An 11,653-nucleotide genomic window follows, 5' to 3' on the forward strand; every position below is an offset into this window, starting at 1 on the left:
TGCGGCCCGGCTCACGCCTTCAGGTAATCGGCCTTGCCCCCGAGCCAGCGGCCGACGTGCCGGCGGGCTTCCTCGGGATGGCCGTCGAGCATGCGCGGGGCCGTCTCGCGGGCCCACTCCAGCAGCACGGTGTCGGTGGCGAGGTCGGCGAAGCGCAGCATCGGCGCGCCGGACTGGCGGGCGCCGAGGAATTCCCCCGGCCCGCGGATCTCCAGGTCGCGCCGGGCGATCTCGAAACCGTCCTGCGTCTCGGCCATGGCGCGCAGCCGGTCGCGCGCGGTCTCGCCCAGGCGGCCGCTCTCGTTGGTGGAATAGAGCAGCACGCAGGCCGAGGCCGCCGCGCCGCGCCCGACGCGGCCGCGCAGCTGGTGCAGCTGCGAGAGCCCGAAGCGCTCGGCATGCTCGATCACCATCAGGGAGGCGTTGGGCACGTCCACCCCCACCTCGATCACGGTGGTGGAGACGAGCACGCCCATGGTTCCGCTGGTGAAGAGTTCCATGACGGCCTTCTTCTCGGCGGGCGGCATGCGCGAGTGCAGCAGGCCGACCATGACCGGCGGCTGCCCGCGCGCCGGGTCGCCCTGCAGGGCCTCGCTCAGGTCCATGTGCGTCGCCGTGGCGTTGGAGAGGTCCAGCGCCTCGCTCTCCTCGATCAGCGGGCAGACCCAGTAGACCTGCCGGCCGGAGGCGACCTGCGCGCCGATGCGCGCGATGACCTCGTCCTTGCGGCTGTCGGCGATGAGCTTGGTGACGATGGGCGTGCGGCCGGGCGGCAGTTCGTCGATGGTGGAGACGTCGAGGTCGGCGTAGTAGCTCATGGCGAGCGTGCGCGGGATCGGCGTCGCGCTCATCATCAGCAGGTGCGGCTCCATGCCCTGGTCGGCGAGCTTGCGGCGCAGCGCCAGGCGCTGCGCCACGCCGAAGCGGTGCTGCTCGTCCACCACGGCGAGCGCGAGGTTGCGAAAGCGTACCTGCTCCTGGATCACGGCGTGCGTGCCGACGACCAGCGCGGCCTCGCCGCTCTCCACCAGCGCCAGCATCGCCGCGCGCTCCTTTTTCTTCTGCCCGCCCGCCAGCCAGGCCACGCGCCGGCCGCTTTCGGCCAGCAGCGGCTCCAGCCAGCCGATGAGCTTGCGGAAATGCTGCTCGGCCAGGATCTCGGTGGGGGCCATGAGCGCGCACTGCCAGCCGGCGTCCATGCACACGGCGGCCGACAGCGCCGCCACCACGGTCTTGCCCGAGCCCACGTCGCCCTGCAGCAGCCGGTGCATGGGCACCGGGCGCGCCAGGTCGGCCGCGATCTCGGCGCACACGCGCTGCTGGGCGGCCGTGAGGCCGAAGGGCAGCGCGGCCAGCAGGCGCTCGTGCAGCGCGGGCCCGCCCTCTTCGCCCGGCACGGGCCGCAGCACCGGGGCGCGCAGCCGGTCGCGCTCGCGCTTGGCCTCCAGCTGCGAGAGCTGCTGCGCCAGCAGCTCCTCGGCCTTGAGCCGCTGCCAGGCCGGATGGCTGTGGTCCTCCAGCGTGGCCAGGGCCACGTCGGGGGCGGGGTGGTGCAGGAACACGAGCGCGTCGCGCAGCGTCCACCAGGCGCGGCCGCCGCCGCCCTCGCCCAGGAACCGCGGAATCGGGGGCTCCAGGCCGGGGGGGATGGTCTCGGAGAGGTCCACGCGCTGCAGGGCGCCCACGACGGCGCGCCGCAGGTAGGGCTGCGGCAGGCCGGCGGTGGTGGGGTAGACCGGCGTGAGCGCGGCCGGCAGTTCCCCGCCCGCCAGCCGGAAGGCCGGGTGCAGCATCTGGCGCCCCCAGAAACCGCCCTTCACCTCGCCGCGGATGCGCAGGCGCGCGCCCACGGCCAGGGTCTTCTGGTGGGAGGGGTAGAAGCTGAAGAAGCGCAGCTCGCAGGTGCCGGTGCCGTCGTCCACGGTGACGACGAGCTGGCGGCGCGGGCGCAGCTGCACCTCGCTGTCCGTCACCGTGGCCTCGATCTGCGCGGTGTCGCCGTCGCGCACGTTGCGCAGCGGAGTGATGCGCGTTTCGTCCTCGTAGCGCAGCGGCAGGTGCAGCGCCAGGTCTATGTCGCGCGACAGTCCCATCTTCTGCAGGGCTTTCTGGGCGGGACTGGGCGCGGGGCTGGGCATGCGGGGAACGAGAGAGCGGCGGCAGGACGGGAATGCGGACGGAAGATGCCCGCCGAAGACGGCAATAAACGGCAGGCCTGCAAAAATGGAAACGGAGCACCGTCGCGTTACCGCAGGATGCGGAAAGGCTAACATGTCTGCAGGCCGACCGCTTTCTCCCGCCCGCACACGTCCCCGTCCTCCCATGCTCAAGCGAATCAGCGTACAGCACCTCACCCTGGGCATGTACCTGCACCAGTTCTGCGGCTCGTGGATGGACCATCCCTTCTGGCGCACGGGGTTCGTGCTGAAGGACCCTGCCGATCTGTCGCGCATCCACGGCACGGCCATCCAGGAAGTCTGGATCGACGTGTCCAAGGGGCTGGACGTGGCCTCCGGCGTGGAGGCCGTGACGCCGGAAGAGGCGGAGGCGCTGCGCGAGACGGATTTCCAGAAGCTGCAGGAAATGCCGGAGCTCAAGGTCAGCGCCCCCCCGCCGTCGCCGCAGCCTCGGCCACGCGCGGAGGCCCGCACGCACGGGACGGCGCCCACCAGCATGGCCGAGGAGCTGGCCCATGCCGCCGCGCTGACCCACCATGCGCGCCAGACGATGAGCTCGATGTTCACCGAGGCGCGCATGGGCCGGGTGGTCGATTCCACCGAGGCGCGCAGCCTGGTGGAGGAGATCTCCGATTCGGTCACGCGCAACCCCTCCGCGCTCATCAGCCTCGCGCGCCTGAAGAGCGCCGACGACTACACCTACATGCATTCGGTAGCCGTGTGCGCGCTCATGGTCGCGCTGGGCCGGCAGGTCGGGCTGGAGGGCGAGCGCCTGCGCACCGCCGGCATGGCGGGGCTGATGCACGACATCGGCAAGGCGCGCATCCCCCTGTCGGTGCTCAACAAGCCGGGCAAGCTCACCGACGAGGAATTCGGCATCATCCGCGGCCATTCGGAGCACGGGCACCGCATGCTGCTGGCCTGCGGCGGGGTGGACGACGAGGTGCTCGACGCCTGCCTGCACCACCACGAGAAAATGGACGGCAGCGGTTATCCGCACCGGCTCGCGGGCGAGGACATCGGCCTGATCGCGCGCATGACCGCCATCTGCGACGTCTACGACGCCATCACCTCCAACCGCCCCTACAAGCGCGGCTGGGATCCGGCCGAGTCGCTGCGCCGCATGGCCGAATGGACAAACGGGCATTTCGACGCCCGGCTCTTCCAGGCCTTCGTCAAGAGCATCGGCATCTATCCCGTGGGCTCGCTGGTGCGGCTCGCCTCCGGCCGCGTCGGGGTGGTGATGGAGCAGTCGGCCTCGCTCGTCTCGCCGCGCGTGCGGGTGTTCTTCTCCACCCGCTCCGACCTGCGCATCCCCCCCGAAGTCGTCGATCTCTCGCAGCCGGGCGGCACCGACAAGATCGTGGCCCGTGAAGACCCCGACAAATGGCGGTTCCCGGACCTCGCGGAACTGTGGGCCCTGCCGGAGGGCGAGGCGTCATGAGCGGCGCGGCGCCGCGCGGCGCCGCCGCGGCCGTGCGCACCTACGCGATGGTCGAGCGCTCGCGCCACCTGGACTTCGACATCCGCGACCAGAGCGGCCGCGCACCGCTCACGCAGCCGCACAAGCACGAATACTTCCAGATCCAGGCCAACCTGGCGGGCGCCACGCAGCACCACGTCGGCGGCACCGTGCGCCCGTTCACGCCGGGCACGCTGAGCTTCGTGCTGCCCCACCGCATGCACCTGGTGCCGCACCCGCCCGGCACGCGCTGGCTGGTGGTGAACTTCAGCCAGCGCTTCCTCTGGCCCGACCTGCACGTGGACCCGCTCGACCTGGAGGACGTGCCCCTGGCGCTCGCGCCCGAGCTGGCCCCCTTCCAGTTCCAGGAGCACCTGGACTTCACCTTCGGCAGCGGGGAATGGCCGGCCGTGCTGGCGCTGCTGGAGATGCTGCAGCACGAGAACACGGCACGGCGGCTGGCCTCGTCCGCGCGCATCCGCGGCGGCCTGCTGGAATTGCTGGCGCGCACCTGCCAGCGCTGGGAGGGAGAGCTGCGCGCGCTGGCGGCCACCCAGGCGCAGCGCGGCAGCCGGCGCGCGGCGCTGGCGCGGGTGCTGCGCTACCTGCGCGGCGAGCTGGCGGGCGAGCCCACGCTCGCGAGCGCGGCCGAGGCGGCCTGCCTCTCGCCCAACTACCTCGCCCACCTCATCAAGAAGGAAACCGGCCGCACCTTCACCGAACTGCTCACCGAGCGCCGGCTGGCCCTGGCGCAGGAGCTGCTGCTGGCCACCGGCGAGCGCATCGGCGAGATCGCACGGCGCTGCGGCTTCGCGGACGAGGCCTACTTCGCGCGGCGCTTCCGCCAGTGGCACGGACTGAGCCCGCGCGACTGGCGCACGGAGCGGCTGCGCGAACTGCAGGGCGAGGCCGGCGGCGCCCCCGATCGCGTCCAAGTCTTGCGTTGAATCGTCCGCATGGGGGCGCGCCGCCGCGCCTAGAGTGGCAGGCACCGGCCCGCGAGAGGCCGCCCGCCATCCCATACCGGACACAGGAGACATTCCCATGCAACGCAGAGACATCCTCATGAACACCACCGCCACCCTCGGCGGCGCCCTGGCCGCCGGCTGCGCCAGCGTCGCCGCCGCGCCCTCCGCGCCCTCGCCCTTCACCCTGCCCGTGCCCGCGGTGCCGATCGCCGGCAGCGGCGAGGTGTTTCCCGTGCACCGCATCTACTGCATCGGCCGCAACTACGCGGCCCATGCCCGCGAAATGGGCTCGGACCCGACGCGCGAGCCGCCGTTCTTCTTCCAGAAGCCCAACGATGCGATCCAGTTCGTGCCGCCGGGGCAGACCGTGGACCACCCCTACCCCGCCCTGACCCGCAACTACCACTACGAAGTGGAGCTGGTGGCGGCCCTGCACAGCGGCGGACGCAACATCCCGGCCGACCAGGCGCTGCAGCACGTCTTCGGCTATGCCGTGGGCCTGGACATGACGCGCCGTGACCTGCAGGGCGACATGAAGGACCAGAAAAAGCCCTGGGAGATCGGCAAGAGCTTCGACCTCTCCGCGCCCATCGGCCCGATCCACCGCGTGGCCCGCACCGGCCATTTCCCGCGGGGCGCGATCACCCTCGCGGTGAACGGCACCGTGAAGCAGAAGGCCGACCTCGACCAGATGATCTGGAGCGTGGCCGAGCAGATCGCCAAGCTCTCGGAAGCCTTCGAGCTGAAGGCCGGCGACCTGATCTACAGCGGCACGCCGGAGAACGTGGGGGCGGTGGTGAAGGGGGACGTGATGGTGGCGCACATCGACGGGCTGCCGGATCTGGCGCTGAAGGTGGTGTGAGGCGGAGCCTGCGGGGCCAATCCCATAACGGCCCGACATGCAGGCCGGAAAAGAACCTCATGGCTTGCGTTCTGTCCGCCCCTCAGACTGGGGCGGCCATGCAGCGCCGCACTTCCTTCACCATAGCCAGCCTGTTGCTGCTCAGCAGCTGGCTCTGGGTCGGCATCGAAAGATATGTAGGGGACCATGAAATCGGGAAGTCGTGGGAGCCGTTTCTCAAGTCGCGCCCCACGTTCACCCTGCTCTTCACCAACCCTGCGCAGCAGGGCCTGGACAGGGATGCCTTCGACACCCTGGACGCGGCACGGCAGCAGGCGTTCCGGGACTACTGCGCTGTCCGCTTCGGGATCGCAGATCCGCATCGGTGCGAGAAAGCCATCGAAGACCGCCGCCTGTAAGTCGCCCGTGCCAAGGTGCCCATCAGCGATCAAACGCCCTGGAGCCGGCGCCGGGCCCAGCAAAGCGCCCACCCCTCCATGGGAGAATCGAAAGTTTCGTCTTCCTGATCCTCTCCTTGGAACGGGCCCGTCCGGCCCTCAAGCCTCCCATGTCCGCCAGCCAGCCCCCCCGCGCCTTCACCCTCAGCGATTTCGATTTCTCGCTGCCCCCCGAACTCATCGCCCAGCACCCCGCGCCCGAGCGCAGCGCCTCGCGCCTGCTCGACGGCCGTGCGGAGGCACCCGTGGACCGCATCTTCCGCGAGCTGCCGGACCTGCTGCAGCCGGGCGACCTGCTGGTGTTCAACGACACGCGCGTGGTCAAGGCCCGCGTGTTCGGCGAGAAGGCCAGCGGCGGCAAGGTGGAGCTGCTGATCGAGCGCGTGCTGGTGGGCCCGCAGGGCGAAGCCGGCAACGAGGTGGTCGCGCACATGAAGGTGAGCAAGAAGCCCGCCGTGGGTGCCACGCTCCACATGGCCGGCGGCCCCGCGGGCGGCGGCTTCGGCGCGACGCTGCTGGGCCGCTGGCCCGACGAGGACGGCCCGCTGTTCCGCTTCGCGCTCTCGAGCCCCGACGGCGCGGGCCCGCATGCGCTGATGGAGCGCCACGGCCACATGCCGCTGCCGCCCTACATCGAGCGCCACCAGGAGGGCGGCGGCGATCCCGATGCGGCCGAGGACGCGGAGCGCTACCAGACGGTGTTCGCGCGCGCGCCGGGCGCGGTGGCGGCGCCCACGGCGGCGCTGCATTTCGACGAAGGGGTGCTGGCGGCGCTGGCGGCGCGCGGCGTGGAGCGCGCGAGCGTCACGCTGCACGTGGGCGCGGGCACCTTCCAGCCCGTGAAGACCGAGAGCCTGGCGGACCACCGCATGCACAGCGAATGGTACGAGGTGCCGCTGGCCACGCTCGCGGCGCTGGAGCGCTGCCGGCAGCGCGGCGGCCGCGTGGTGGCCGTGGGCACGACGACGGTGCGCACGCTCGAATCCTGGGCGCGCAGCGGGCAGGCCACGGGCGATACCGACATCTTCATCACGCCGGGCTTCGCGTTCCAGGTGGTGGATCTGCTGGTCACCAACTTCCACCTGCCCAAGAGCACGCTGATGATGCTGATCAGCGCCTTCACGGGCTACGGCCACGCGATGGATCTGTACCGGCACGCGATCGCCGAGCGCTACCGGTTCTTCAGCTACGGCGACGCGATGCTGCTGTCGCGCCGCTGACGCGGGCTCGCCGCGTTCCGGCGGCGCCCACCAATCCCCGGCGGCCGCCGACGCAGGGTGCGTCAGTCCCGGGCGTCCGGATAGCGGAACTCCGGATGGGACTCGTAGAGCCCGCGCGCCACTTCCCGATCGTCCAGCACGCCCCTGTCATCGATGTGGGAGAGATGGCGGTGCGCCCTGTTCACGACGCGGTAGGCCTCGGCGGCCGCCTCGTACGGGTCCGAATGCGGGGTGCCGGTGATCCGACCCTGGAGCACGCCCTGCTCCATGCCCAGCCGGTACCGGTCGTAATCGGTGGCCTCGCGGGCCCGTTCCAGCGACTGCCGATCCCGCGGAGGAATCAGGCTGGACGTCTCGTGCTGCAGGACACCGTCGATCCGGGAACGGTTGAGCGAGAGCGCCTGCAGGCTGCTGTCGAGCTCGTGCAGCAATGCGCTCCTGTCCGGGCTGGTGGAACGCGGCGCCTCCCGGGACTGCTGCGCCCGCTCATGCTCTTGCGCGCGCGACGCGCGGCTGCTGCTGCCGGAACCGATGAAACATCTTCTCATGGTGGGAATGTGTCGTAAGTGGGTTGGAGGGGAACGCCGGGCCGGGCTCCACGCGATGGAGCGCAGGCACCGGCATCCGCTGGTTTCCGCATTGCGGATGTGGATGCCATGGTCCGCGCGCTGCCGTTTCCGCGCAGGGCCCGTGCGAAACCCCGCGCGGCGGTGCGAAGCGTCGCCCGCTCTCCCGCCCCTCGCCCCTTCCCTCGGCTCAGTACGCGACGGCGTGCCCGTCCTTGCGTGGGTCCGATCCCGCCGCATAGGCGCCGCCGTCCAGCCGCAGCACCAGCTGGGCGCCGCCGAATGCGAAGACGCCGTTGCCCGCCTCCACCGCCACCTCGTGGCCGCGTGCGCGCAGCGCCTCGACCACGGCGGGGTCGAATGCCGGCTCCACGGCCACGCCGCGGCCGCCCGTCACGCGCCAGCGCGGCGCATCGGCGGCGGCCTGCGGGTTCTGGCCGTAGCGCAGCACGCGCAGCGCCATCTGCACATGGCCCTGCGACTGCATCGGCCCGCCCATCACACCGAAGGCCATGCGCGGCGCGCCGTCGGCGTCCATGGCGAAGGCCGGGATGATGGTGTGCGAGGGGCGCTTGCGCGGCGCCACCTCGTTCGCGTGGCCGGCCTCGGCGGTGAAGCAGTGGCCGCGGTTCTGCAGGCTGATGCCCGTGCCCGGCACCACCACGCCCGAGCCGAAGCCCATGTAGTTGGACTGGATGAAGGAAACCATCATGCCGCTCTCGTCGGCCGCGGCGAGGTACACCGTGCCGCCGGGGCGCGGCGTGCCGTGGCCGGGGTCGCCCGCGCGGGCCGGGTCGATGAGCGCGGCGCGCTCGCGCACGTAGGCGTCGGACAGCAGGTCGCGCGCGGCCACGCGCATGGCGTCCGCGTCGGCGTTGTGGCGGTACAGGTCGGCCAGCGCCAGCTTCATCGCCTCGATGCTCGCGTGTACGGTCTCCACATGGTCCACGGGCTGCGCGCCGATGCCGTGCGCGTCCAGCATGCCGAGCGCCATCAGCGCCGCGATGCCCTGGCCGTTGGGCGGGATCTCGTGGATGACCGAATCGCCGAAACGCCGGCTCACGGTGCCCACCCAGTCGGCCTGGTGGGCGGCCAGGTCCTCCTCGGTCATCGCGCCGCCGTTCGCGCGGGAATGCGCGGCCATCTGCCGCGCCAGCTCGCCCCGGTAGAAGTCTTCGCCCTCGGTGGCGGCGATGCGCTCCAGCGTGCGGGCATGGGCCTCGCTGCGGAAGATCTCGCCGGCGCGCGGCGTGCGGCCGCCGGGCATGAAGCATTCGGCGAAGCCCGGCTGCCCGCCCAGCTTGGCGGCGCCCAGCGCCCATTGCCGCGCGATGGTGGGCGATACGGCGAAGCCGCCGCGCGCGTAATCGATGGCCGGCTGCGCGAGCTGCGCGAAAGGCAGGCGGCCGAAGCGCCGCGAGAGCGCCACCCAGCCCGAGACGGCGCCCGGCACCGTGACGGCGTTCCAGCCCATTTCGGGGATGCCGCCGCGCTCGGCGAAGTAGCCGGGCGTCCAGGCCGCGGGGGCCCGCCCCGAGGCGTTCAGGCCGTGCAGTTCCTCGCCATCCCACACGATGGCGAATGCGTCGCTGCCGATGCCGCAGCCCGTCGGCTCGACCACGGTGAGCACCATCGCCGCCGCGAGGGCCGCGTCCACCGCGTTGCCGCCGGCCTGCAGCATCCGCAGCCCGGCCTGGGCGGCCAGGGGCTGCGAGGTGGACACGACGTTGCGGCCCATGACCGCGCTGCGGTGCGAGGCGTAGGGCTGGTTCCAGTCGATGGCGTGTTCGCCGCGGGGTGCTGTCATGCGTTGTCTCCTTCATGTGCGGATGGAGACGGCATTCTTGCAGGTGCGGCGCGAGGGGAAGGCCCCTGGCCGCAAAGCCCTGGCGGCCGCGTCAGCTCCGCGCCATGCGCTCCTGCAGCTGCTCCAGCACCCTGGCGTCCAGGGGCCCGCGGTGTACGCTGTCCAGGGCGTCGTTCAGCAGCTCCCAGGTACGGCCCCGGCCCCGCTGCTCCGCGTTCTTCACGTGGATGGCGTCCAGGTCGTCGAAGGCGATGCTGCGGCAGGCCTCGGCCGTGACCGGCTGCCGGGTGTGCAGGTGCACGTAGAGCGGCGGCGCGGGCTGGCCGTTCGCGAGCGGTCCCGGCCGCAGCTCCACTTCGAAGAGCGTGCCGCGCCGCCCGTCGGCGTCGCCCTGGGCGCGCAGCCGCCGCGGCGCCCCGACCCGCACGCTGCCGCCCTGCGGGTCGGAGTCCATCAGGTGCTGCAGGTGCTTGAGCCGCGGGTGCGGGTAAGTCCTGGTCCGGTCCAGTTCGAGGGCGTCGATCTGCGCATGCAGCTTCCGCAGCGGCTGGATGCGTTCCTGGTCGATCTTCCTCAGGAGTTCCTTCGCCTCCGCCCCGCCGGCCCCGCCCGCTGCACCCGGCAGCGACCGCAGCTGCTCGTGCAGGCCGGCCCAGCGGCCCGCATGGCCGAACCAGCCGTCGAGCGCCAGCCGCATCTGCCTGCCGGCTTCCAGCGGATCGCTGCCCGCGTTGCGGTAGGCCTCCAGCACCGACGTGTCCTTGCCGAGCGAGCCGCCCAACGCGATCACGTCCTCCAGCCGGGCCACGGTGGCCTCGGGGGGGCGCCGGTACGCGCCCAGGCGGTCACGCGCCAGTTGCAGCACGGCCCCGTGCGCGGGCTCCTGCGCACCGGAAGAAGACGCGGACGCAGCGCCGGAAGCGGAAGGCCGGCCGCCGCCGGGCGGGGCCTTGCGCGGACGGGAGGGGGCGGCGGCGGCCTCGGCCTGCCGGGAGGGGCGCGTCAGGGAGGCCGGGGGAGCGGGCGCGCCGGGCGCCGCGCCCCGGGCGGCAGTGCCCCGTACCTTGCGTTCCGGACTGCGCTCCGGACTGCGCGCCGCCTCCAGCCCCACGGCCACGCCGAGGTAGGTGGTGCCGTGCACGTGCCGGGCCACGGACCGCGGCAACTTATAGGCACCGAGGGCATCCTCCATCTCGCTGGCGATGCGCGCGACGGCGTGCAGGATGTACGGCGCCAGGCGCACCGTCGCGGCGGACGGATCGTCGCCCCCGTCGGCGAACTGTGCGCCCGCCACTTCCACGAAGTTGCGCGCAGCGCCCAGCAGCGCGTCCAGCTGGCCCTGCAGCTGCACCACCTTTTCCGGCGATGCGGGGGCGCGCGCATCCAGCAGCACGTCCAGCACGTCCAGCAGTTCCTCCTGGACGGCGGCGCGGGCTTTCAGTGCGCCGAGGGCGCTTTCGGCCGGCGTGGCCTTCAGTTCCGGCGCCATGCCGAGGCGCTGGATGCACAGCCGGATGCCGTCCAGGTGCCGCTCGATCCGCTTCAGCCGCATCTCGGTGAGGCTGACCACGGCCTCCCGGAGGCACTGGGCCATCCCCTCGCTGGCCTTGAGATCCGGTCTGGCACCCAGGAGCCGGATCGACGACGATGCGGCGTCCATGCAGGGCTCGAGCTGCGCCAGGGTCCCGTCCAGGCTTTTCAGGTACTCGACGAGTTCCTGGTCGAACTCCGGCGCCGTCTCCGTGCGTGCCGCCTCGGCCGCGCGCATGCGCCATTGGAGCTTGCCCCCGGCATCTTTCGCATCGAAGGTATCGATCAGCACCCCGGCGAGATCGCTGGCCAGGACCGCCTGCTTCTGCGGGAGATAGCTCCGGGCTTTCTCGCCCTGCACGCTGTGCAGCTGGTGGATGTTCAGATGGGGAATGGCCTCCAGCGCGCGCCGGGCGGCCTTCAGCGCGCCGGGCAGCATGCGCGCGGTGACGTCCTGGCTCACCTGCGGGTCGGCCATGAGTTTCTCGAACTTCTGGAAATACGTCATGGCCTCGTCGACCACCGCGCCCGCCGCCCTGTCGCTCATGGGCGGCTGCCAGTCGCGTGCCCGCACGGGAAGGGCCGCCCTCGGGGGCGAGTGCTGCGTGCCCGGCGATGGCGACG

At 72.0% G+C, this 11,653-nt stretch carries 9 protein-coding genes; 5 read left to right on the plus strand and 4 right to left on the minus strand.

Annotation, left to right across the window (positions count from 1 at the left end):
* Positions 1-11 precede the first annotated feature (11 nt).
* Positions 12-2,138, minus strand: coding sequence for an ATP-dependent DNA helicase RecG (recG, locus tag Q9R47_RS18800; protein WP_311234682.1), 2,127 nt, complete (start codon positions 2,136-2,138; stop codon positions 12-14).
* Positions 2,139-2,322: 184 nt separating this feature from the next.
* Here recG and Q9R47_RS18805 point away from each other — a divergent pair, with 184 nt between their 5' ends.
* From Q9R47_RS18805 to queA, 5 genes are all read left to right on the plus strand, one after another.
* On the plus strand, positions 2,323-3,621 hold the full coding sequence (locus Q9R47_RS18805) for an HD-GYP domain-containing protein (RefSeq protein ID WP_311234683.1): 1,299 nt from the start codon (positions 2,323-2,325) through the stop codon (positions 3,619-3,621).
* On the plus strand, positions 3,618-4,586 hold the full coding sequence (locus Q9R47_RS18810; protein WP_311234684.1) for an AraC family transcriptional regulator: 969 nt from the start codon (positions 3,618-3,620) through the stop codon (positions 4,584-4,586). The genes Q9R47_RS18805 and Q9R47_RS18810 overlap by 4 nt, the downstream gene beginning before the upstream one ends.
* 97 nt (positions 4,587-4,683) lie before the next feature.
* The gene (locus tag Q9R47_RS18815) at positions 4,684-5,469 is read left to right on the plus strand and encodes a fumarylacetoacetate hydrolase family protein (protein WP_311234685.1); all 786 of its coding nucleotides are present in this window, start codon (positions 4,684-4,686) and stop codon (positions 5,467-5,469) included.
* A 98-nt stretch (positions 5,470-5,567) separates the two neighbouring features.
* Complete coding sequence (locus Q9R47_RS18820; protein WP_311234686.1) at positions 5,568-5,867, plus strand: hypothetical protein; 300 nt, start codon at positions 5,568-5,570, stop codon at positions 5,865-5,867.
* Between the two features lie 149 nt (positions 5,868-6,016).
* Complete coding sequence (gene queA, locus Q9R47_RS18825) at positions 6,017-7,126, plus strand: tRNA preQ1(34) S-adenosylmethionine ribosyltransferase-isomerase QueA (RefSeq protein WP_311234687.1); 1,110 nt, start codon at positions 6,017-6,019, stop codon at positions 7,124-7,126.
* A gap of 62 nt (positions 7,127-7,188) precedes the next feature.
* Here queA and Q9R47_RS18830 read toward each other — a convergent pair whose 3' ends face one another.
* The 3 genes from Q9R47_RS18830 to Q9R47_RS18840 form a co-directional block, all read right to left on the minus strand.
* Positions 7,189-7,674, minus strand: coding sequence for a hypothetical protein (locus Q9R47_RS18830; RefSeq protein WP_311234688.1), 486 nt, complete (start codon positions 7,672-7,674; stop codon positions 7,189-7,191).
* A 208-nt stretch (positions 7,675-7,882) separates the two neighbouring features.
* Positions 7,883-9,499 carry a gamma-glutamyltransferase family protein gene (locus Q9R47_RS18835; RefSeq protein ID WP_311234689.1) on the minus strand — a complete coding sequence of 539 codons (1,617 nt, stop codon included), beginning with the start codon at positions 9,497-9,499 and terminating at the stop codon, positions 7,883-7,885.
* A 91-nt stretch (positions 9,500-9,590) separates the two neighbouring features.
* A partial coding sequence (locus Q9R47_RS18840) for a hypothetical protein (RefSeq protein ID WP_311234690.1) occupies positions 9,591-11,653 on the minus strand: 2,063 nt, incomplete at its 5' end.

Source organism: Acidovorax sp. PRC11, from assembly GCF_031844105.1.
Classification (GTDB): domain Bacteria; phylum Pseudomonadota; class Gammaproteobacteria; order Burkholderiales; family Burkholderiaceae_C; genus Paracidovorax.

What these genes read in the sequence shown, in the direction of transcription:
- Q9R47_RS18810 (WP_311234684.1), top strand. Translation starts at nt 3,618, where the DNA reads ATGAGCGGCGCGGCGCCGCGCGGCGCCGCCGCGGCCGTGCGCACCTAC.
- Q9R47_RS18830 (WP_311234688.1), bottom strand. Translation starts at nt 7,674, where the DNA reads ATGAGAAGATGTTTCATCGGTTCCGGCAGCAGCAGCCGCGCGTCGCGC.
- Q9R47_RS18835 (WP_311234689.1), bottom strand. Translation starts at nt 9,499, where the DNA reads ATGACAGCACCCCGCGGCGAACACGCCATCGACTGGAACCAGCCCTAC.
- queA (WP_311234687.1), top strand. Translation starts at nt 6,017, where the DNA reads ATGTCCGCCAGCCAGCCCCCCCGCGCCTTCACCCTCAGCGATTTCGAT.
- Q9R47_RS18805 (WP_311234683.1), top strand. Translation starts at nt 2,323, where the DNA reads ATGCTCAAGCGAATCAGCGTACAGCACCTCACCCTGGGCATGTACCTG.
- recG (WP_311234682.1), bottom strand. Translation starts at nt 2,138, where the DNA reads ATGCCCAGCCCCGCGCCCAGTCCCGCCCAGAAAGCCCTGCAGAAGATG.
- Q9R47_RS18820 (WP_311234686.1), top strand. Translation starts at nt 5,568, where the DNA reads ATGCAGCGCCGCACTTCCTTCACCATAGCCAGCCTGTTGCTGCTCAGC.
- Q9R47_RS18815 (WP_311234685.1), top strand. Translation starts at nt 4,684, where the DNA reads ATGCAACGCAGAGACATCCTCATGAACACCACCGCCACCCTCGGCGGC.